This is a genomic window from Hymenobacter sp. UYCo722 (assembly GCF_040547115.1).
GTDB lineage: Bacteria > Bacteroidota > Bacteroidia > Cytophagales > Hymenobacteraceae > Hymenobacter.
In genome coordinates this window covers 297,081-318,845 of sequence record NZ_JBEPPC010000001.1, presented here as the reverse complement: position 1 = coordinate 318,845, position 21,765 = coordinate 297,081, and the positions used below count along the sequence as shown (strand labels likewise).

Genomic DNA, 21,765 nt, shown 5'->3' with positions numbered 1-21,765 from the left:
CAATTGGTACGCGGGGCGTTTTTGTGCGGGCCACTGCGGCAATTACCGGCGGCGGCGCGGCTTCTCCTCTTCGTCCTCATCGTCCTCATCATCGCCAAAGGTGGGCATGGTGAACATCGACGAGAGCAAATCCTTAAACTGCGCACCGGCCGTGAGGCGGTTGCGCGAAATCAGGCTGTGCTCGCTCAGGCCGTGGAGCAGGAATTCCATGAGGAAATACGTGTGCTCGGGCGTCTCGTTGGGGTGCAGCTCGGTCACGATATCGCGCAGGCCGGGCACCTGGTCGAGGGCCTTTTTATAATCCTCGGCGCTGGCATCGTGCAGCAAATCCAGGGTATGGCCGTTGCCGAACCACTCCTGAATGGCCTTGTAGGGCGAAACGCGGTTTTTGAGCTTTTTGCTCTTGTCGGGGTCGGGGAAGTAGTTCAGGAACAGCGTGCGGATGGCCTTGCCCATGAGCTTCTCGGCCACGATGCCGGCTCCCTCCTGCTCGCCTTCATACACCAGCTCCACCTTGCCCGTCACGGCGGGCACCGCCGAAATAAAGTCGCCCAGCCGCACGTAGGTGTTGCTTTCGCCATTCACCAGCGCCCGGCGCTCGGCTCCGGCAATCACCTGCTCGTAGGCCGAGATGGTGAGGCGGGCCGATACGCCCGACTTAGCGTCCACGAACTCAGAGCCGCGCGCTTCCACGGCCACCTGCTCCACGAGGTCGTGGATGACTTCGTTGCTCGTCACCATGCCCTTCTGCTCGTCTTTGATGCGGGCTTCCTGCTTTGTGATACGCTTGCCAATTTCAATCGACTTGGGATAGTGCGTGATAATCTGGGCATCAATCCGGTCTTTGAGCGGCGTCACGATGCTGCCCCGGTTGGTATAGTCCTCCGGGTTGGCCGTGAACACGAACTGAATATCGAGCGGCAGCCGCACCTTAAAACCGCGAATCTGGATGTCGCCTTCCTGCAAAATATTGAACAGCGAAACCTGGATGCGGGCCTGCAAGTCGGGCAATTCGTTTATCACGAAAATGCCCCGGTGGGCCCGCGGAATCAATCCGAAGTGAATCACCCGCTCATCGGAATACGGCAGCTTTAGCGTGGCGGCCTTGATGGGGTCGGCGTCGCCGATGAGGTCGGCCACCGACACGTCGGGCGTAGCCAGCTTTTCGGTGTAGCGGTCGTCGCGGTGCATCCAGGCCACAGGCGTGGCGTCGCCGTGCTCGGCAATCAGGTTTTTGGCGAACACCGACAGCGGCTGCAAGGGGTCATCGTTCAGCTCGGAACCAGCCACGATGGGCATGTAATCGTCGAGCAGGTTAATCAGCAGCCGGGCGATGCGGGTTTTGGCCTGCCCACGCAAACCCAGCAGGTTGATGTGGTGCCCGGCCAGAATGGCGCGTTGCAGCTCCGGAATCACGGTTTCGTCGTAGCCGAAAATGCCGGGGAAAACGTCTTCTTTGACGCGCAGTTTGCGAATCAGATTTTCCCGCAGCTCCTGCTTAACGGTACGGGGTTTATAGCCAGACTTTTTAAGCTGGCCCAGAGTGGTGATGTGTGCGGAGTGGTTGGTTGGAAGCGGTTGGTTAGCCATGAAGGGGGTTGAATGTCATCCTGAACAGCGCGAAGGACCTTATCACGTCCGCGCCGTGTGAGTAAATAAGTGCTAATCCGGGCCGCCGTGATAAGTTGCTTCCTTCGTCAGCCTGACAGGTGGTTACAGCGTCTTACGGCGGTTTTTCTTGTAGTCCTCGAACACCAGGTGGCCCAGCCCTTTCAGGCCCGAATAATACGCCTTGCCCTGGTTCACCTCGGTAAACTCCTCCACAAATTTCTGCAGATACGGGTCGGAGGTAATCATGAAGGTGGTAATCGGAATCTTGACGCGGCGGGCGGCGGCGGCCAGGTTCAAGGTTTTGTTCACCACCTTGCGGTCGAGGCCGAAGGAGTTTTTGTAGTAGCCGCCGGCCTCTTTCAGGCATGTTGGCTTACCGTCGGTAATCATGAAAATCTGCTTGTTGGGCGTTTTGCGCTTGCGGAGCAGGTCCATGGCCAGTTCCAGGCCGGCCACGGTGTTGGTGTGGTACGGGCCCACTTGCAGGTAGGGCAGGTCCTTGATTTCAATCTGCCAGGCGTCGTTGCCAAACACGATGACGTCGAGAAAATCCTTGGGGTATTTCTGCTTCACCAGCTCGGCCAGGGCCATGGCCACCTTTTTGGCCGGCGTGATGCGGTCTTCGCCGTACAGAATCATCGAGTGCGAAATGTCAATCATCAGCACGGTGCTGGTCTGGGACTTGTGCTCGTTTTCGCGCACCTCCAGGTCGCCTTCGGTCAGCATGAAGTTGTCGTCGTCCATGCCGTGGTTGAGCTGGGCATTGCGAATGGACTCGGTCATCTGAATCGACTCCAGCGAATCGCCGAAGCGAAACTCGCGCAGGTCGGTGCTCTGCTCGTCGCCCTGGCCGGTGTGGGGCGTGCGGTGGTTGCCGGTGCTGCTTTTTTTGAGCTTACCGAAAATCTCCTCCAGCGCACTTTTGCGGATGCCCTGCTCCGTTTTGGGGGTAATCTTAAACTCGCCCTTTTGCTGCTCATTCTCATCGATATAGCCCTTTTTCTTCAGGTCATCGATGAAGTTGCCCATCCCGTAGTTGTCGTCGGTCAGGCTATACTGCTTGTCGAGCTCGTTGAGCCAGGACAGGGCCTCACCCACATCGCCGGAGGTGATGGTAACAAGCTGCATAAAGAGCTTAAACAACGACTCAAAGCCCTTTTCGGGCTGGTCTTCGGGCACAAAATCGCGGAAGCGGAAGCCAACGGCCATAATAATTCTTCTTTCAGGATAGGCCCGGAAAACAACAACAGCGCGGGCAATGTTCAATTTGAATCGTGCGGTGAGCTTTCGCTCGCCGTAAGGTATCCACCGCCGTCTGCCTTTTGCAGCACGGCAAGCCAACGCTCACCTCACTTTCCCATGAAAGCCATCTGGAACAATACCGTCGTAGCCGAGAGCAACGACACCGTGGTCGTCGAGAACAACCACTATTTCCCCGCCGACTCCATTAAAAAGGAGTTTTTCGAAGACAGCGTTGCTCAAACCAGCTGCCCCTGGAAGGGCCGCGCCAGCTACTACTCGCTGAATGTGAACGGCGAAAAGAACAAGGATGCCGCCTGGTATTATCCTGAACCCAAGGATGCCGCCAAGAACATCGAAGGCCGCGTGGCTTTTTGGAAAGGCGTGACTGTAGAAAAATAGGATGCTACTCGGCCAGCACCACCTGCTGGCCGGGTAACTCCGCCCGGGTGGGCACCGAGCCGTCGGGCCGGGCCCAGGGGCGCAGCGGGGCCAGCGGCAGGGCCAGCAGCCGGACCACGGTTTGGGCGGCCGGGTCGGAATAGGCGGGTACCCCAATGGTAACCTCCTGCTGCGGCACATTGAGGCGCAGAGTCCGGTGCAGACGGTCCCAGAGGGTGAGCACCACCCCGAAGTTGCTGTCCGTTTCGCGCTGCACCTGCGAGTGATGGATGCCGTGGGCGCGGGGAGTTACCAGCAATTTAGCCAGCTGCTTTTCAAAGCCGAAGGGCAGGCGGCTGTTGCTATGATGAAAGGCCGTGCAGGCCTCAAACACAGCCTCAAAGCCCACTACCGTGGCCGGGCGCACACCCAGCAGGGCCGGCAGGCCAGCACGGTACGGAATACTGGCCAGCATCTCGCCGGCGTGGAAACGCCAGGCGGTGGTCAGGTCCATGTCAAGGTCGTTGTGGTGCACGCGGTGCAGGCGCCAGAGCAGCGGCGCGTGCAGCAGCCGGTGCCAGGTGTAGCCAATATAGTCGAGGGCCAGTACTTCCAGGGTGAGGCGCAGGGGCTCGGGAACGCGGGCCAGCAGCGGGCGGCGGGGGGCCAGGTACTGGGCCAAGCCCACCATCGCGGGCAGCAGCGTGAGGCGCATGGCGGGCAGCGAGGGCACCGCTACGCCCACGTTGCGCAGCCAGCGCTCGGGCCGGGGCCGGACGCGGCGGCGAAGTGGGCGACGGGTTTCGAGCACCAACAAGCCCAGGGCCACGACGGCCAGCGCCGGACCGGCCCAGCGGTCGAACCGGCGAAGTAAGTTGGATTCGGTAACGGCAAAGAACATAACGTGCCTGGGGCGAGGTGAAGCCGACAGCTGCCGGTACTTACTGTACGGGTTTTATGAGCCGGCAGGTACAAACACTGGTGCCGTACCGGGTTGTTGGCTGCTACGTGACTCGAGCAACTCGTTCAGCCCAAAATTGCCGCCGGGGGCAACACCAGCCGGATGGGCCCGTAGAAAAAATGGGTGAGACGACGCCACCCGCCGGGCATTCCTTAGTTACGCTTCCCACTTATGCGCTCCTGATGCTTCACTCCACCCCGGCACCGGCCTGCCACGTTGCTACGCCGCATATTGGGGTGCAGGCGGGCGTAAGCATTATTATTCCTACTTACAATGAAGCCGAGATTATCGGTGAGCTGCTGAAGTGGCTGGGACAGCAAGCGGCCCACGACGAAGCCGTGGACATCGTGGTGGCCGATGGCGGCAGTACCGACGGCACCCGCGCGCTGGCCCGGCAATACGGGGCCACTGTGCTGCGCTGCCCGCGCAAAGGCCGCGCCGCGCAACTGAACCACGGCGCTCAGCACAGCAGCGGCAGGCTGCTATACTTTTTGCACGCCGATTCCTTCCCCCCACCCGGCTTTCTGATTGAATTGCGGCAGGCGGCTGCCCAGGGCTATGGCAGCGGCTGCTTTCGGCTGGCATTCGACCACCCACACTGGTTTCTGCGCTTTTCCGCCTGGTGCACGCGCCTACCCATTCTGCTGGTTCGCTTCGGCGACCAAAGCCTGTTTGTGCGGCGCGAGCTGTTCGAGCAAGTGGGAGGTTTCCGCGAAGAGCTGCATTTGATGGAAGACCAGGAGCTGGTGCAGCGGCTGCAGGCGCAGGCACCGTTTCGGCTGCTGCCGCGCGCCGTAACCACCTCGGCGCGCAAGTACCTGGCCAACGGGGTATTCAGGCTGCAAGGGGTTTTTACTGGGCTCGCGGTGCTGTACTGGCTGGGGTTGCCGCAGGCGCAGCTGCTCCGCCTGTATCGGCGGCTGGTGCGGCAGGGCAAGCTGTAGCAAGGCTTGTGGCCGGGTAGCCGGCCCAGTGCGTAGGGTAGCTGCGCGCAGCTACCGGCGCTACTACAGGCGGTAGGCCACATCCAGCGCCTTTTGCAGCAGCGGCGATACCTCGCGGTGTTCCACAATCAGCTTTTGATTGATGCGGGCAGCAACGGGATACGGGTACACTTTGTCGAATAGCTCGCTAATATCCAAGCCGCTGGCATTGGCCAGAATCAATTCCTGCACCAGCTCGCCGGCACCGGGGGCCACCATGGCACCGCCCAGAATGCGGCGCTTATGCCCCGGCACGGGCAGGCGGTTTTTCTCGATGAAGAGCAGCAGGCGGCCGTAGCGGTAGTCGTCTACCACGGCGCGGTCATCGTCGGCAAAGTCAGTTTCCCAACGCTCGTAGGGTGTGCCGCGCCGGTCCAGCTCGGCGGCATCGAGGCCGAAGTGCGCCACTTCGGGGTCGGTGAAGGTGACCCAGGAAAAATGGTCGTAACTCAGGGCCTTCTTCAGGGGCGAGAAGAAATTGAACAGCAGCAGGCGGACGTGCAGCTCGGCCCCGTGGCTAAATTTGAGCGAGTTGGCCGCGTCGCCGGCCACAAAAATATCGGGGTTGGTGGTTTGCAGGTGCTCATCGAGCTTAATGTGGCCCTTCTCGTCCACGGCTACCCCGGCCCGGTCCAGCTGCAAGCCGTCGAAGCTCACTTCGCGGCCGATGGCCACGTAAGCGGCCTCAAACGCCACCCCGAACTCCTCCCCTTTCGCGGGCTTGATGCGAGCTTCAGTGGCCGAAGCAAACGAAGCTACTTCGGCTTCCAGGTGCAAGGCGATGCCCTCGGCACGCAGCCGCGCCTCCAATACCTGGCTGATGCCGGGGTCCTCCTTCTCCAGCAGGCGGGCACCGTGGTGCACAATGGTTACCTGGGAACCCAGCCGTTGCAGAGCCTGCCCCAGCTCCACGCCGTTGGGGCCGCCACCTACCACCAGCAGGCGGCGCGGCAGCTCGCGCAGGTCCCACACGTCCTGGTTGTCGTACAGGCGCACCAGGTCGGCACCGGGCACCTGCAATTGCCGCGGTCCCGAGCCGGTGGCCACCACTATTTTTCGGCCCCGATGCGTCGCGCCGTTGATTTCGACCTCGTGCTCGCCCACGAATTTCGGGCGGCCTATTTCCACCGTGATGCCCAGCTCCCGCAGGTATTCCGGGGTTTCGTGATGACGGATAATTTCCTGCCGCTCGCGCACATATTCCATCACCTTGCTCATATCCACCTCTCCACTCACGGCCAGCCCAAAACGGGCCGCCTGCCGGGCCTGGTGCACCTGCCGCGACACATGAATGAGTGCTTTGCTGGGCACGCAGCCATGGTTGAGGCAGTCGCCGCCCACGTCCTCGGCAGTGAGGTCGATGAGCAATACCTTGAGCTCTATGCGGGCCATGAACAAGCTCAGCCCCAGGCCGGCCGAGCCGGCTCCCAGCACGATGAGGTCAAAATCAAACGAAGAGTCCGTCATTAATAGCAAAAGTGAAGGCAACTGTTATCGGGTGTACGGCAGAGTCAAGCGCGCCGTTAAGCCTGCGGCGAAGCTGGCAAATAGCATTAGCCATTGGGTCAGGGCTTCATTCCATCACTTCCACGGCGGATACGTGCTGGCGAAAAAGCCAATTAATCAATCCATTAAATAATCTCCGGCAAAAGCAAAACCGCCGCTCCCATTTTCCACGAGGGAAAACAGGGGCGGCGGCAAATGCCACTGCGTTGGTGGCTTAGCTAATCCACTTGAATTTATATTCCAGCTTGGGCACGGCCATCCGGTCGCTCACGCGGCGCAGGCGGTTGGGCAGGGCCATCACGTAGTCGCGGGCCTTCTCGGCCTCGCCGGTGAGGTCTTTCAGATGTTCGATGTCCCAGTCGGCAATCAGTGAATCAAGAATATCGGTGTAGTCGGCGCTGGTGTACACGCCTAAGCGTTGGGCGGCGTCGGTGAAGTGGCCGAAGGTTTTGCCCATTTCCACGCCCATTTCGCGCATGTAGTGGGCGGGCATCACAATCTTTTTGCGCATCATGTCCTCGAAAGCCAGCATCATTTCGGAGGGGTCGACCTTAAAAATCTCGGTTACGAAGGACTTGTACACGCGGGCGTGGCGGTTTTCGTCGCCGGCAATCATGCCGCAGATTTTAGAAAGCTGGTCGTCGCCGGCGGTGCGGGCCAGCTGGCCCACGCGGCGGTGCGAAATGTTGGTGGCCTGCTCCTGGTAGCTCGTGTAGATGAAAGCGCGGTACGGGTCGTTGGCCGTGCCCAGGTCGAAGGCGTCGTTGATGAGGTACTGGGTGCTCACTTCAAACTCGCGCATGTTCACGCGGCCGCTCAGGTAGAGGTAGCGGTTGAGCAGGTCGCCGTGGCGGTTTTCTTCGGCCGTCCAGCCGCGAATCCACTCGGCCCAGCCGTTGTTGCGGTCGCGGTTGATGTTGTCGAGCTCGTGAAACCAGGCTTCGTAGTTAGGCAGGGCTTCTTCGGTGATGGTGTCGCCGATGAGCACGGCCAGCAGGTCGTAGCTGAGGCTGCCGGCTTTTTCGCGAAGCTCTTTTACTTCGTCAAAAAAGGTGTCGTGGCGCGAATCGGGCAGGAAATCGGCGGGTTGCCAGCTCTCTTCCACGCTTTTGAGGAAGGTGCTCATGTTCGATTTCACGAACCCTTCCATCTGTTGCAGGACTTCGCCGCGGGTTATCGATATGGAGGTTTGCATGGGATAGGGCGAAAAAGCGTGAGGGGGTGATGAAGAAGAAACGCTTTTCGCGTAACAAAGGTCTGCCCGAACCAGAAGGGGCCGGGTATAAGATTATGGCATTGAGTGGGCCAAAAAGGCAAAAATCGCCCTCGAAGGCGGCAAAATCAAGGTTTGCAGCTGGTTAGTGCACGGTATTCCCGCGGGAGAAAACCCGAACCGTCCGGCGGCGGCAAAGTTTCGGGTACGAGCTGCAAGCCCGGCCCATCGCAGCGGGAGCGGCGGTTGAGCCATTGCGCCGTTTCGGGCGTGAGCAGCCAAACGACCTCAGCAGCAGGCGCAACGCGCCGGGCCAGGTGGCGAAGGCATTCGGTTTGGTCGGGGGTGCCGGTGAGCGCCCGTCGCAGGTGGGCCTGGGAGGCATCGTGCGCGGGCCAGCCGCTAAGCAGCAGTACCGAACCGGGGCCGGGAGAATAAGCGCGGAAGGGCGAAAGGCTTTTTAGCCAATCGTTGGGGCCGGCCAGCACCCGCACCCGCCCTGCCCGGTAGCTGACGGCGGCCAGGGCGCTTTCGTGCCGGTAGCGCTCCCGTTGCAGCACTTGGTGGCGGTGCCAGGTTTTGGCGGTGTACAGGCTGACAACGGCTATCAATGAACCATAAATCAGAAAGCGCCCGAGCGGCTGAAGGTTAGTCCCGAAAAATCCCGCTTCCGGCCCCGCTCGCCGGAAAGGTGGTGCCGCCCGGTCGCCGATATCGGTGGAAGCGGCGGCCGCCGGCAGGAGCGTTTGCAGCCAAAAAATCAGGTTTGTCAGCAGCCAGCAGTCGAGCAGGGGCAGCGCCAGGCGCGGCGGCAGCTTCAGGACGCCTGCCAACGCCACCAGGCCCGCCGCAAAGCCCAGTTGCACCGGCCAGAAGCCCCGCGCCCTCGTCCCGGGCCGGCGCACCATCGCGCCGGCCGTCGCCAGCAACCCCAGCAGCAGGGGGAAATAGTCGCGCACCAGCAGCCCGGCGCGCAGCACCAGCTTGGCCGGCACCACGCGCGCCCAAAAATCGGCAGCCTCAAAGCGGTAGACTGTCCCGCGCAGCACCGGGTCGACCACCGTGGAATCGCCCAAAAGCCAAAGCCCGATGGCGGCGGTGCCCAGGCTGTCGGCCGGGGTGCGCGGGTGCGGGCGCAGCTGCTCGTAGTCGAGAATTCGGGCCAGCCGGGCATCGCGGACCTGCACCCGGGCCTCGGCGGGGGTTTGGTTGAGGGCGGCCAGCCCGAAGGCCAAGCTCAGCAGCAAGCCCGTACTCAGCAGCAGCGGCGCGGCGCGGCGCCAGCTGCCGGCCAGCAGCAGCACCGCCGGCCAAACCGCCCCGTAGGCCAGCCCGGCCAGCCCAGGCCGCACGAGCCAGGCCGCCAGCAGCGCCCCCAGCGCCAGCAGCAGCGGCCCACGCCGCCCGGGCCGCTGCGCCGCGAAGAGCACGCCCCCGGCCGCCAGCAGCAGCGCCACCCGCGCGTGGCTGAACCACAGCCAATGCTCGAGCCAGGCCAGCCCGAAAAACAGCGCTAGCGCCAGCGTCAGCCAGCCCGGCCGCAGCCAGGGCCGTAGCAGTCGCTCCAGCACCGCAAACCACAAGGCGGTAGCGCCCGCGAGCAACGCGGCCAGCAGCAGCCCCAGCCAGGGCACGGCCGGCGCAACCGCGTAGGCCGCCGCCAGCAAATGCCCATAGCCGTGCAGATACAGCGGCACCGAAACCACCGGCCGCGAGGCCAGCACCCCCGAGAACAGCCAGGCCAGCGTGCCATCGTCGCTGGTTTCGAAGTAGCTGCCCAGGCCCAGCACCACGGCCAGCACCAGCAGCAGCGGCAGCAGCACCACGCGGGCAAATACGGCAGAGCGGGAGGTTATCAGCACGGACGATGGATTCGGGAAATAACGGCCCACGACAATTCGGGCAGCACGAAGAAACGGCAGAAACCAGTGCGCCGACCGGCCGGTGGGCAGTTTGGCTCCTAGCCGGCCATGCCGCGCAGCCAGTTCCAGCTAGCCAGGGCCCAGTCGAGAGGCGTGCGGCGGGCTACCTGGCGCAGCAGGACCAGCAAGGGCCGCACATCGGCGGGGGGCGCGTGGCGGCGCACGGCCTGGCGCAGCTCGGAACGCAGGCGCACGGCCAGCGCGGCGAATTCGGCGGGGGTGCGGGCCAGGGCCAGGGCCTTGGCGCACACCCGGGTGGTGGTGGCCAGGTAAGGGTCGTGGCGGCGGTAGGCCCGGGCGCTCATGCTGCGCGGGTGCTTGCGCTTGCGGGTGGTTACGGCATCGAGGTAGCAGAACTGCCAGTCGCGGCTGGCGCGCACCCAAAAATCAAAGTCCTCATAGGCCAGGGTTTCGTCGTAGCCACCCATGCTGGCGAGGCAGGCGCGGCGCATCATCATGGTGGGCGTGCTGATGAAGTAGCGCCGCAGCACCTCGGCAAACACCCAACCGCTGGCCGGCACCGGGCGCAGGCCCGCGCGGCCGTCGGGCCGGTGGTGCAGGCCCAAAAACCGACCCGACTCGTCAATCAGCTCGGCGTTGGAATACACCACCCCCACCGAGGCCTCAGCCGCCCGAAACTGCGCTACCTGCAGCGCCACCCGCGCCGGCAGCAGCACGTCGTCGGTAGCGAAATCTATGATAAAGCCCCCTTTACTCTGAAAGAAAGCCGTATTGAAGGCGCGGCAGTTGCCCACGTTTTCGGGCAGCAGCAGCAGGTGCCAGCTGGGGTTGCGGGCGGCGTAATCCCGAAGAATAGCCGGGCTGCCGTCGGTACTCGCATCATCCACGAGCCATACTTCCAGGTGCGGGTAAGTCTGGGCCAGAATGGAGTCGAGGGCTTCGCGCAAAAACGGCGCGTGGTTGTGGCACAGCGCCACGATGGTTACCAACGGCAACGCTTCGCCTATTGAAGCGGGCGGAATAAGAAGTGAAGAATCGAACATGGCGCGGGTTTCACAAAGAAAACACCGGTAAGCTCCCGGTATTCCGCATTCTTAAATGGACCCAACCGCAGCCGGCCAGCAGCAGGCCATAGCGGGCGGCGTGGGCCAGCACGGCCCCTTGCAGCCCGTAGCGCGGGAGCAGCCAGACCAGCAACCCGGCAAACACCACCGCTGAGCCCGCCTGCACCGCTACGTAGGGCCCCGTACGCGCCCGCGCCGTGAGCTGAAAAATGAAGAGCCAGCTCAGCAGCTTGGCCCAGTCGCCCAGCAGCTGCGGCCCCAACAGCACCTGCGCCCCCAGCAGGCGCGGCGCAAACAGCAGCGGCAGCAGCCAGGCCCGACCGGCATAAATCAGCCCCAGGCCCGCGGCCAGCACCGGGGCCAGCAGCAGCAGCACGCCGCGCAGGTACTGCCGCGCCGCCCCCGGTTGCCCTGCCAGCGCCGCCAGCCGCGGATAGAATACGCTGCCCATCACCGCCGAAAACACCATCGTGTAATTATCCGAAAGCTTGGCCACGGCCTGCCACAAGTCGGTGCGGGCCGGGCCATACGTGGCCAGCAAGTAGTCGCGCAGCACGTAGTCCACGGCCTTGCCGAAGAGCAACGTGCTCACGGCCATCAGCAGGAATTGGCCGAGGCGGCGCAACGCCAGCCGGCTGATGGGCGCGGACGGCCGCAGCCCGCGCAGCAGGCCCGCCCGGGCGGCCAGCCCCAGCGCCGGCAGCAGCGTGAGGCCCTGCGCCAGCAGGTAGGCCAGCAGCACCCGGGGCAGCGGCCAGCCGGCCCCCAGCGCGACGGCAGTGGCGGCGGTGCCCAGCGCGGCCAGCACCACCGTCAGGCCCACGTAGGCCCGCAGGCGGCCGGCGGCCAGCAGCACGCTCCCCAGCAGGGCCTGCCCGGTAATCAGGCCAATGCCCAGCATAAAAGCCAGCAGGCTACCCCAGCCCCAATCCAGCAGCCCGCGCAGGGCCAGTACCAGCCCGCCCAGCAGCAGCGCCGCCGCGTTCAGCACGGTGGCCGCGCCTAGCCAAGCGCGGTAGCGGGGGCTGCCGGGCCGCAGGGGCGCGAGGTATTTCACCAGGCCCACCTGCACGCCATCGTAGGGCAGCGTAGTAAGCAGAGCCATCAGGTTCTGAAACTGGGCCAGCAGGGTGAGGCCGCCGGCCGGAGCCAGCGTGGCCACCAGCTTATTCACGATGAGCGAGCCGCCCGCCCGCGCCAGCACGGCCACGCCCGTACCCAGCGAGCCGCGCACGAAATGGCGGATAGTAGATTTTGGGGCTTCGGGCAGTTCGGCAGGCATACGCTTACAAAGAACGGGCGGCACTGTCACACCGGGCCACATCTGACATGGCGAGTGGAGCGGGACGCGACAGGCACGCCCCCCTGTGCTCCTTATAGTCCTTTTTCCCAGCTCAGTCGCAGGCCCGCCACACCGCCCAAGTGCCGCTTAAACCGCAGCAGCGAAGCGTTTGGGCCGCTATCGAGGGTCGACGTACCCAAGTCGAGCACTCTCATTCTACTGGCGCGGGCGAAGGCGTGCAGGCCCTCGTTCAGCACCACCACCGGGCTCAGGCCGTTGCAGCGCAAGGGGCTAGCGGGGTAGAAGTTGTAAAGCACCGTGGCGCTCACCTGAATGGCCACCGTGAGGGCAGCCCACTCGCCATCGGGCTGGCGCACCGAGAACAGAAAGTGCTCGCGCGGGAAAGCCTTGAATAGCGCCTGCACCCGCTCCAAGGGCAGCGACAGGGCCTGCCCCCGCTCCTGCCGGCACGCCCGGATGAACTCGTAGGCCCGGGGCAGCAGGTAGGCTGGCTCCTGCTCGATGAATAGGCCGGCACGGCGGCATTTGTGCAGCCGGCGGCGCTCGGAAGGATGCAAATGCGCTTCGTAGGCGCGGGCGGGGTCGAGGTGGTAATTCTGCTCGGCCAGGGCTACGCGGTAGCCGCGCTGGCGCAGCACTTCGGCCAACGTAGCCGCGCCGGCGGGGTCGTAGGCGAAGGGGTAGCCGCGCATCATCAGCTGCGTTAAGCCGAGGCGGCGCAGCTCCGCTTCGGCCGCGTCGAGCAGCTGGTGCCCGGCCGCCCGGCCCAGGCCCGGGGCCAGCTGCACGGCTCCGAACGGGGCCTGCGCGGGGCTGCGGGCTAGGCCGGTGGCCGGGTTATAGTTTAGGTGAAGTTGGGCCAGCGTGCGGGCAGCGGCGGTATCTTCGAGGTAGGCACTGAAGCCCGGGCCGGGTTGCGGAGCCAGCGCCAGGTGCGCCGGCCGCAGATACAGGAACGGCTCGAACGCCAGCGGCAGCCGGGGCGGCGGCGGGCCGGCCGGGCCGTGTGGAGCCAACCCTACGGCCAATGCCGCTCCCGACACACCGGCCCCATCCACAACTAAAGAATCCGTACTTTTCAAACCTGCTGGCGCTGCCTTTTTTGGCAAAGTACGGCACGGCAGCGCCGGCCGCCGCCCCCGCTGGCCGGCAATGGCCCGCACATCTTCATCGGGCCACCATCCGTAGGGGGCAATATTGCTTCTTCGCTCACTCCGTTTGCCGCATGAATCCGCTTAGCCCCAACGCGCAGGCTGCCCCCAACCGCTCGCTGGCCCTGCCCGATATGGCCGGGACCACCCCGTTCACCGTCACCGACCGCGAGGCCACCCGCCAGGCCCGGGAAATTCGCGTGGGCCAGCGCCCCGGCACCCTGCAGCTGCGCCCCGATGCCCTCAAGCCGCGGCTGTTTTTGATGTCGTACAGCGAAGACTCGTTCAGCGAGGAGGAATACACTGACCGTTACGATGAGCTGATGGGGTTCCTGCACGAGCACCCCGAGCTGAAGCACTGGATTGATGTGCGCGGCTACGGCGACCTGCCCCTGATTGAGCGCTTTATGCAGGATTTTGGCCTGCACCCGCTCCAGATGGAGGACGTGCTCAACGACTACCAGCGCGCTAAAATCGATGTTTTCGACGACCACCGCCTGTTCATGGTTTCGCGCATGACCGACTTCACCCGCGCCCTTGAAATCGACGACGACCAGCTTTCTCTCTTCACCGGGCCAAACTACGTGCTCTCGTTTCAGGACGACTACGACGACTGCCTCGATTCGCTGCGCACCCGCATCCGGGCCAATTTTAGCACCCTGCGCCGCCAGCCGGTACTGTACCTCGCCTACGCCCTCACCGATGTGGTGCTCGACCACTACTACCCCACCATGGCCGCCATCGGCGACTACATTGAGGAGCTGGAAGAAGCCATTTTTGCCGACAAGCGCCCGCGCCGGCTGCTGGGCCGCATCCTGCGCATTAAAAAGGACGTGGTGCGTTTCCGCCGCCTCGTGTACCCCGAGCGCGACAAGATTGCCGAGGTGCTGCGCCTACCCGAGGAAATCATGCCCGAGAGCCTCAAAATGTTTTACCGTGACGCCTACGACCACGCCATTCAGGCCCTGGACCTGGCCGAAAGCTACCGCGATAACATCTCCTCCCTCACCGACCTCTACATGTCGGACCAGGGCAACCGCATGAACGAGGTGATGAAGGTGCTCACCATCATCAGCACCATCTTTATCCCGCTAAGCTTTGTGGTGGGCCTCTACGGCATGAATTTTCAGCGCGACGACGGCCACGGCCACTTCCTGCCCCACAACATGCCCGAGCTGTATAGCCCCTACGGCTACCCCGTGGTGCTCATCGTGATGACGCTGGTGGTAGCTATGCAGCTGTTTTATTTCTACCGCAAGGGCTGGCTCACGAATCGGTAAAATTGCAATGAGCAATGAGCAATGAGCTAATATAGTCTTCTCTTGCCCATCTACTTAACTGCTCATTGCTCATTGTTAATTGTTAATTGATTCAAAACCTGCGCCACCCGCTCGGCCACCGTGCCCTCCACCAGGGTGTAGGGGATGCCAAAGTAGTCGAGCTGCATCAGTATCATGCCGTGCTGGAAGCTGCGTAGCGCCTCGGGGCCGCGCCAGCCGTCCTGCTCGAAGGGCACGGTGGGCGCGCACACAATGGTGTGGGCGTAGCGCTGCCCGCATACCGCCGCCATGGCTTGCAGGGCCGGGTCGCAACGGTGGAAATAGTAGTAGGAATAGAGCGCGGTAGTGGCCGCGTTGGTATCGCAGAAAAGCCATCGGTGGGCCTGCCGGGCGGCTTCATCTTCCAGCTCGGCATGGCGGCGGGCAATGTAGAGCAGGTCTTCGTACGCGAGGTTGCCGTGCTTCTGCTCGTGCAGGGTGCGGCCGTATTCGGGCACCCATACGGTGTGGCAGGCCTCGGCCAGCGCTGCGCACAACGTTGACTTTCCACTGCTTTCGGCCCCCAGCATCACCACCCGCGGCACCGGCGAAGGCGGCACCACGCCCAGCTGCGCCGCCACCAGCGGGTGCAGGTAATGGGCAGTGTCGGCCGCGTTGGCCCGCACCCGCGTGCCCGAGATGGGTACCTGCGTCCGGGCATTGTCCACGGCCACGTGTGCTACGCCCAGGTGCGCGGCAAAGCCCGGCCCGTAGTCTTCGCTGCTGAATACGACGTCGATACGCAGCCCCTGCCGGGCCAGCCATTGCCGCACAAACTCGCGCTGAACATCGTCGTCGGCCGCATCGGGCGGCACCCCATCGGCGTCGGCCGCAAGGGCGAAAATGCGCAGCGGCGTGGCCCCGATGCGGGGGCCGTCGGCCAGCTCATCGGCCCGGTACAGCTCGCGCAGCCACTGGGCGCGCTCGGCGGCCGGGTGCGTGGGCGAATCGGGATTAGCGTACACCAGCACGAGCAGCTCCGCGACCTGGGCGGCGGCGGTTTCGAGCAGGAGCTGGTGTCCCCGGTGCGGCGGCCAGAACTTGCCCACGACGAGGCCGGTGCGAAACGTTGTGGGCATGTGTTAAGGAGTTAGTGGAATGAAGGACGATGGAATGAGGGGTGGTGATAGTGGACGGTCATTCGGGGCGTAGCCAAAGCATTTCGCTTGTGGTCGTAAACCAACCGTCGAAGAAGATTAGTGGCGGCACGCGAGATGCTTCGGCTGCGCTCAGCATGACGTTCTGTACTTGCATTACTCCGCCAACCCACAATTCAACCTGCCCACCGCCTCACAGTCCCACTTTCAGCTCGGTGCGACGCAGCTCGCGGCCCACGATGCGCACCAGCTGATAGCTGTCGGTGGTGGCATCATAGTCCAGGCCCACGCCGGTGCCGGTGCTGGGCAGGGCCTCGCGGCCCAGGAGCCAGCCGCGCGCATCGTACAGAAATACCTGCCCCGGCCCGGTTTCGGTGATGGCTACCAGGTGCCGGCCGCCGCCGAAATCGAACCACTGCACGCCCCGCGCGCCCGAAGTCACGAAGCGCTGCGTCAGGAGTGGGTCGTTCAGGGTGGGCAGGTAGAGGTCGAGCTGGTTGTTGTCTTCCCGGGCCACGGCGAAGGAGCGGCCGTGCGGGTCGGGCACCAGGCGAAACTGAGCCGTCCGGCTCCAGGTAGCCACTCGCTTTCGGCTAAGTATATCGCCCCCCAGCGTAAACGTCACCAGCTCGCCATGCTGATTGACAACGGTGAGGTGGGTGCGGCTGAGCGTGCTGCCAGCCTGGGCAAACACGTCGCCGGCCAGCCGGGCCCCCACGCTCAGCGGAAAGCCCGGCAGCAGGTTGCCGGCCCCATTATAGGCGTACACGTAGCCGTTTTGCAGCGGGGCCACCACCACGTCGCGCCCGCTCACGTTCAGCAGTGCCGGCCGCCCGGCCAACGGAAAATCGAGCCGCTTGGGCTGCCAGCCCGGAAATAGATGGCCCCGCGCATCGAGCAGCAGCAGGTGATGGCCGGCCGTGGTAGCCAGCAGCCGGGCCGGCTGCCCGCTTACCGGGCCGGCCTGCAGGTCGGCCACGCGCACGGTATCGGGTAGGTGCAGCGGGAAGGGGAGCACGGCCGTGCCATCGGCGGCCAGCAGGTGCAGCCGCGCCCCCGCCCCCAGCAGCAGGCCGCCCGGCACGCCCCCGCCGGCGGGCAGCAGGCTCAGCCCCGCGGCCGGCCCGGCCAGCGTATCCGACCACAGCACGGCATTTTCGGCACTCACGTAGTGCAGCACCCGGGCCGAGTCCTGCACCACCACGGCTGGCACCCGCGTGCCCAATGCCGGCAGCAGCGTGGGCAGCCCCACCAACGCCCGCCGGAACGCCAGCACCCGGCCATTGGCTGCCGCCCCACCGGGCTGGGTGCTGGCCGGGCCGTTGTCGGGGTGCCGTAGTAGCAGCTGAGTGAAGTACTGCGCTTCGGAACTACGCTCGTTCTCGGCGGGCAGCAGCTGAAAGGCCATTTGAGGGAAGCGCTTGAACAGGGCCTCGTTGCGCAGCAGGCCCGCCCGGCGGTCTTCCGTGAGCACGCCCAGCAGGGCGTTCCAGCTGTTGCGCGTGTCGACAAGCACGCTGAGGCGGGCGCGCGGCAGGGTTTCCTGCAAAAAAGCCACCTGCGACGGCGTCTGGGCCCAGGTTTTGCCGGCCACCACGTCAGCCAGATAGCCATTCAGGGTCTGCTCGTCGGCCAGCACCAGGTAGCCATTCACCAGCGCCCCGGCGCGGGCCGTGACTTCGGCCACGCGCGGCGCGGCCGTGCCCAATAGCGGCCCCAGCACGTCGGCCTCGGCAAAGCCCACGGGGTGCACCTCAAACGGCCCTACCCGCGTGAAAGCCGGTGAGTTACCATCGAGACGGCGCAGGCGGGCCAACCACGCGGCGGTGCGGGCCGGGGCCGGGCAGCGCACCAGCGCCAGGCGGCCGGGCCGGCTGCCCGGCGTGGCCGCGGCCAGGTAGGCGACCGCCAATTCGCCGCCAAAGCTGGCCCGCAGGCTGTCGAGGGCGGCGTTTCGGCCCAGCGAGTCGGGCCGGGCATTGGCGGCCGGGGGCCAGGTGCGGGCCGGGTTCGCGGCCAGGTGCAGCAGCAGCGCCGTGCGCATGCTCAACACATCGCTCAATGCCAACGCTTGCACGGGCTGGCCACGCAGGCGGGCTTGCAGGGTACCGGCGGCCGTTTCGGGGTTCGAAAAACCCTGAAGCTGCGCCCGGCTGCCCGCCAGCTTCACGCTGAGCAGGCCCTGCGACACCAGCCCGGTCAACTGGTCGAAGGTGCCGTGGGCCTCGGGCCGAAACAGCACGTCGAAAAACTGCGGCAGGCGGCGGTAGTTCACCAGCAGGGTGGCATCGGTGCCGGGCACTCGCAACAGGTCGGTCGTGGGGAAGGCCGCCTGCACGGTCGGAGCATCGGGATGCGCCAGGCGGCGCACCACGGCTTCCACCAGGCCGGCATTGGTGCTAATCACTAAATGGTTGCGGTAGTTGAGCACGGTGAGGCTGTGCTCGGTTCGCTGCTCGGTGAGGGCGGTCAGCTCCTGCCCCTCGTAGTCGCGGGTAATGAGGCGGTAGCGGGGGTCGCGGCCCAGGGTTTCGAGCAGGCCACGCACCTGGCGGTACTCGGCCACGCGGCTGAGGGGCACCTGGTAGAGCACATCGAATTCGGCCGGCCCCGTTACGTGCACCGAAGTAATCACCAGCTTGCGGCCCAGCAGGTTGAGCAAGGCATTGCGGCGGTGAGCGTTGCCGCCGGCCAGGCTGTCGGCCAGGGCCAGGTGGCCGGCCGCCTGCTGGAAATAGCGCACGGCCGTGAGGTTATCCCAGAGCTCGGTTTCCTGCAGGTGGCGCACCAGGGTGGGGTGGTCGTGGGTCGAAAGCACGAACACGGCATCGTCGGGCACCAGGGCGTAGGGGTCGACGGGCACGGCCGCCAGCGTGCGGCGGTAGTACACGTACGTGGCCAGGCTCAGGAGCAGCAGCAGCGCGATGAGTAACGCCAGAAGCTTTCGGGACATGCGAAGGGAGGGTGGTCGGGGGGCGAAAGTACGAACTGCAACCGTAGGGCGGAGCCAGCTTCGCCGTGGTATGGGCCGTGGCCGGGTGTTGAGGCAACCACCCAGAATCGACCGGACGGCGCGGCAAAGGCGCGGCCCTCCGTAACTTGCTGCGTGACCTTTAGCCCCAAATCCCTTCTGGCCCTGCTGCCGCTGCTGGCCTTGCCAGCGTGCTTCCAGCTGCGCGAGCCCGAGCCCGCTGCCGCCGCCAGCGAGTGGATTCAGCCCACTCAGATTGACATTCTGCTGGCCAACTTCACCACCGCCGTGCAGCACGTGAACGTGGCCAACTACGAGCGCACTTTCAGCGGCCCCGACTACCGCTTCGTGCCCGACCCCACCAGCGCCGGCTCCTCGCCCGCCCTGTTTGCCAACTGGAGCGTGCCCGAAGAAACCACTTACTTCAGCAGCCTGCGCCGCCGCACGCCCGCCAACGCCAACAACACGCTCACCCTCAGCGGCCGGCGCGACCAGCTTTACACCACCGACTCGGCCGAGGTATCGGCCCTCTATCAGCTCCGCATCACGCAGTCGGACACGGCCTTCCACGCCGGCCTGCTCCAGGGCAACATCCGGCTTATCCTGCGCCGCCGCAACAACGAGTGGCGCATCGTGGCCTGGCGCGACCAGCGCACCTCTCCCACCCTGTGCTGGACGGATTTGAAGAAGTACTTCAGCTCGCATTGATGGGTTGGTGGGTTAATGGGTTAATGGGTTAATTGGTTAATGGCAAAAAAGCACGTCATGCTGAGCGTAGCCGAAGCATCTCGCGTGCCGCCACTATTTTTTCCGACGATTGGACTACTGCCACACGCGAGATGCTTCGACTGCGCTCAGCATGACGTGCTTTTTTGCTTGATTCTCACCAAAAAAGCCAACCAAACCGCGTATATTTCGCCTTACTTATGAAGCCGTTGCCGCGCCCCTCGTTTCCGACTATGCTTCTGGCCGCCATCGGCCTGCTGCTCGCGGTGCCGGCCTGCAACCCCTTCGCCCCGGCCCTCGATGAAGTGCCCGCCGACCAGAACGAGCTGCTGGGCAACCCGCTCTACGTGCGCGGCTTCTTCGACCGCTTCCGGGCCAGCTACCAGCTGCGCGATTCCACGCTCTACGGCCAGCTGCTGGCACCCAACTTCCGCTTCACCTACCGCGACTTCGCCGCCAACCTCGACCGCTCCTGGACGCGCGACGTGGATGCCAACACCACCTACCGCCTCTTCAAGGCATCCCGCTCCATCAACCTGCAGTGGACGCAGTACCTGCCCAGCTCCGATACCCTGGCTTCGGACACGCTGGCCACCGTGGAGCGCTCCTTCCTGCTCACCATCGAGCAGCGCGACAACGAGCGGTTTTCCGGCGCGGGCACGGCCCGGCTGGTGCTCATCCGCAAGCACCGCACCGACCCCTGGCGCATGCGCAGCTGGTACGACCGCAGCGAGTTTTAAACCTAAATGCGCCGCATTTTGCCGGGCCTGCCTTTCACGGCGGGCCTTTGCCGTTTCTTTGGGGGAAATTTCCCCTTGTGTCTTTTGATTCTATGACCGAACCGCAACCCGACCAGCCGCATTTTAAGCGCGCTATTAATCTCTTCGATGCCATCATGCTCGTCACCGGCAGCATGATTGGCTCGGGCATCTTCATCGTATCCGGCAACATTGCCCGGCAGGTGGGCAGCGCCGGCTGGCTGCTGGTGGTGTGGCTGCTCACTGGTTTCATCACCATGGCCGGGGCCATCAGCTACGGCGAGCTGGCCAGCATGTTCCCCAAAGTAGGCGGCCAATACGTGTACCTGCGCGAAGCCTTCGGCCGCCTCACGGCTTTTCTGTACGGCTGGACGCTGTTTCTCGTCATCCAGACCGGCGTTATCGCGGCGGTGGCTGTGGCATTCGCTAAGTTCACCGGCGTGCTCCTGCCCTACTTCAGCGTGAAGAACGTGCTGTTTCAGGCCGGCGGGTTCGAGTTCAGCAGCGTGCAGCTGCTGGCCATTGCCCTCATCATCGGCATCACGGCCCTCAACGCGCAGGGGGTACGTACCGGCAAGCTCATTCAAAACGTGCTGGGCAGCACCAAGCTCATCGCACTGGCGCTGCTCATCATCTTTGGCGTGGCCTTAGGCATCAACCACGAAGCCATTGCCGCCAATTTCCACGACTTGTGGGCGGCCACCCGCTACCCGGCCCCCGGCGTGAGCGCAGCCCCCGTGCCCATCAGCGGCGGCGCGCTGCTCATTGCCATTGGCATGGCCATGTCGGGCTCGCTGTTTTCGTCCGATTCCTGGAACAACATCGGCTTCGCGGGCGAGGAAATCCAGAACCCCGAGCGCACGCTGGTGCGCAGCATGGCCATTGGCACGGCCATCGTCACGGTGCTCTACATTCTCATCAATGTGGTGTACTTGCTGGTGTTGCCGCTGCACGGCTCGCCCGAGGCCACTACGCTGGCCGGCCGCGGCATTCAGTACGCCACCGACGACCGCGTGGCCACGGCCGTAGCCGAGTCGATGCTCGGCAAGGCCGGTGCCTACGTCATGGCCGTGCTCATCATGCTCAGCACCTTCGGGGCTAATAACGGCATCATCCTGAGCGGGGCCCGCGCCTACTTCGCCATGGCCAAAGACGGCCTGTTCTTCCCCAGCCTGTCCCGCCTGAACGGAGCCGGCGTGCCCGGCCGCGCCCTGTGGGCCCAGTGCCTGTGGGCCTGCCTGCTCTGCCTCAGCGGCTCCTACGGCCAACTACTCGACTACGTGATGTTCGCCGTGATTCTGTTTTATGTCGTCACCATCATCGGCATTTTCGTGTTGCGCCGCACCCGGCCCGATGCTCCCCGCCCGTACCGCGCCTGGGGCTACCCAGTGTTGCCGGGCCTCTACGTACTGCTAGCCAGCACCTTTTGCATCATTCTACTCATCGCGCCCGACACCGCCGAGTTCTCGCGCCGCGGCCTGGGCCTGGTGGCACTGGGCCTGCCGGTGTACTTCCTGTTTGGCAAGCGCATGGGCGGCGCTGCAGATAAAGGCTAGGAAATACGGATGGGACTTCAACCCCAAAAGGGGGAACGGCCAG

At 64.4% G+C, this 21,765-nt stretch carries 17 protein-coding genes; 6 read left to right on the top strand and 11 right to left on the bottom strand.

Translation table 11 applies throughout. The annotated features are described in order from the left end of the window. Positions 1 to 42: 42 nt before the first annotated feature. On the bottom strand, positions 43 to 1,590 hold the full coding sequence (locus ABIB44_RS01415; protein WP_354582834.1) for a sigma 54-interacting transcriptional regulator: 1,548 nt from the start codon (positions 1,588 to 1,590) through the stop codon (positions 43 to 45). Positions 1,591 to 1,713: 123 nt separating this feature from the next. Next, the gene (locus ABIB44_RS01410; RefSeq protein ID WP_354582833.1) at positions 1,714 to 2,820 is read right to left on the bottom strand and encodes a vWA domain-containing protein; all 1,107 of its coding nucleotides are present in this window, start codon (positions 2,818 to 2,820) and stop codon (positions 1,714 to 1,716) included. Between the two features lie 150 nt (positions 2,821 to 2,970). Here ABIB44_RS01410 and ABIB44_RS01405 point away from each other — a divergent pair, with 150 nt between their 5' ends. Next, positions 2,971 to 3,252 (top strand): DUF427 domain-containing protein, encoded by a 282-nt coding sequence (locus tag ABIB44_RS01405; RefSeq protein WP_354582832.1) that lies wholly within the window; start codon positions 2,971 to 2,973, stop codon positions 3,250 to 3,252. A gap of 4 nt (positions 3,253 to 3,256) precedes the next feature. On the opposite strand, the gene ABIB44_RS01400 is transcribed toward ABIB44_RS01405, so the two are convergent. Continuing rightward, positions 3,257 to 4,132 carry a sterol desaturase family protein gene (locus ABIB44_RS01400; protein ID WP_354582831.1) on the bottom strand — a complete coding sequence of 292 codons (876 nt, stop codon included), beginning with the start codon at positions 4,130 to 4,132 and terminating at the stop codon, positions 3,257 to 3,259. 242 nt (positions 4,133 to 4,374) lie between these two features. Here ABIB44_RS01400 and ABIB44_RS01395 point away from each other — a divergent pair, with 242 nt between their 5' ends. Further along, positions 4,375 to 5,136, top strand: a complete 762-nt coding sequence (locus ABIB44_RS01395) for a TIGR04283 family arsenosugar biosynthesis glycosyltransferase (protein ID WP_354582830.1) — start codon at positions 4,375 to 4,377, stop codon at positions 5,134 to 5,136. A 63-nt stretch (positions 5,137 to 5,199) separates the two neighbouring features. Here the strand turns inward: ABIB44_RS01395 and ABIB44_RS01390 are convergent, their stop codons facing one another. From ABIB44_RS01390 to ABIB44_RS01365, 6 genes are all read right to left on the bottom strand, one after another. Next, positions 5,200 to 6,642, bottom strand: coding sequence for a dihydrolipoyl dehydrogenase family protein (locus ABIB44_RS01390; protein ID WP_354582829.1), 1,443 nt, complete (start codon positions 6,640 to 6,642; stop codon positions 5,200 to 5,202). Between the two features lie 253 nt (positions 6,643 to 6,895). Next, the gene (locus ABIB44_RS01385; protein ID WP_354582828.1) at positions 6,896 to 7,876 is read right to left on the bottom strand and encodes an acyl-ACP desaturase; all 981 of its coding nucleotides are present in this window, start codon (positions 7,874 to 7,876) and stop codon (positions 6,896 to 6,898) included. Between the two features lie 146 nt (positions 7,877 to 8,022). Beyond that, positions 8,023 to 9,756, bottom strand: a complete 1,734-nt coding sequence (locus tag ABIB44_RS01380; RefSeq protein WP_354582827.1) for a hypothetical protein — start codon at positions 9,754 to 9,756, stop codon at positions 8,023 to 8,025. 98 nt (positions 9,757 to 9,854) lie between these two features. Further along, on the bottom strand, positions 9,855 to 10,820 hold the full coding sequence (locus ABIB44_RS01375; RefSeq protein WP_354582826.1) for a glycosyltransferase family 2 protein: 966 nt from the start codon (positions 10,818 to 10,820) through the stop codon (positions 9,855 to 9,857). Between the two features lie 10 nt (positions 10,821 to 10,830). Further along, on the bottom strand, positions 10,831 to 12,123 hold the full coding sequence (locus ABIB44_RS01370) for an MATE family efflux transporter (RefSeq protein WP_354582825.1): 1,293 nt from the start codon (positions 12,121 to 12,123) through the stop codon (positions 10,831 to 10,833). A gap of 92 nt (positions 12,124 to 12,215) precedes the next feature. Continuing rightward, positions 12,216 to 13,202 carry a hypothetical protein gene (locus tag ABIB44_RS01365; protein WP_354582824.1) on the bottom strand — a complete coding sequence of 329 codons (987 nt, stop codon included), beginning with the start codon at positions 13,200 to 13,202 and terminating at the stop codon, positions 12,216 to 12,218. A 167-nt stretch (positions 13,203 to 13,369) separates the two neighbouring features. Here ABIB44_RS01365 and corA point away from each other — a divergent pair, with 167 nt between their 5' ends. Then, positions 13,370 to 14,575 (top strand): magnesium/cobalt transporter CorA, encoded by a 1,206-nt coding sequence (gene corA / locus ABIB44_RS01360; protein WP_354582823.1) that lies wholly within the window; start codon positions 13,370 to 13,372, stop codon positions 14,573 to 14,575. A gap of 62 nt (positions 14,576 to 14,637) precedes the next feature. Here the strand turns inward: corA and ABIB44_RS01355 are convergent, their stop codons facing one another. Both ABIB44_RS01355 and ABIB44_RS01350 read right to left on the bottom strand, forming a co-directional pair. Next, positions 14,638 to 15,693 carry an AAA family ATPase gene (locus ABIB44_RS01355; RefSeq protein WP_354582822.1) on the bottom strand — a complete coding sequence of 352 codons (1,056 nt, stop codon included), beginning with the start codon at positions 15,691 to 15,693 and terminating at the stop codon, positions 14,638 to 14,640. Positions 15,694 to 15,904: 211 nt separating this feature from the next. Further along, complete coding sequence (locus ABIB44_RS01350; protein ID WP_354582821.1) at positions 15,905 to 18,664, bottom strand: hypothetical protein; 2,760 nt, start codon at positions 18,662 to 18,664, stop codon at positions 15,905 to 15,907. Between the two features lie 153 nt (positions 18,665 to 18,817). Between ABIB44_RS01350 and ABIB44_RS01345 the strand changes: the two genes are divergently transcribed. The 3 genes from ABIB44_RS01345 (at position 18,818) to ABIB44_RS01335 (ending at position 21,722) form a co-directional block, all read left to right on the top strand. Next, a complete protein-coding gene (locus ABIB44_RS01345; RefSeq protein WP_354582820.1) occupies positions 18,818 to 19,390 on the top strand; it encodes a hypothetical protein in 573 nt (190 codons plus the stop codon). Between the two features lie 218 nt (positions 19,391 to 19,608). After that, positions 19,609 to 20,148 carry a hypothetical protein gene (locus ABIB44_RS01340; protein WP_354582819.1) on the top strand — a complete coding sequence of 180 codons (540 nt, stop codon included), beginning with the start codon at positions 19,609 to 19,611 and terminating at the stop codon, positions 20,146 to 20,148. Positions 20,149 to 20,240: 92 nt separating this feature from the next. Further along, on the top strand, positions 20,241 to 21,722 hold the full coding sequence (locus ABIB44_RS01335) for an APC family permease (RefSeq protein ID WP_354582818.1): 1,482 nt from the start codon (positions 20,241 to 20,243) through the stop codon (positions 21,720 to 21,722). The last annotated feature ends 43 nt before the right edge of the window (positions 21,723 to 21,765 follow it).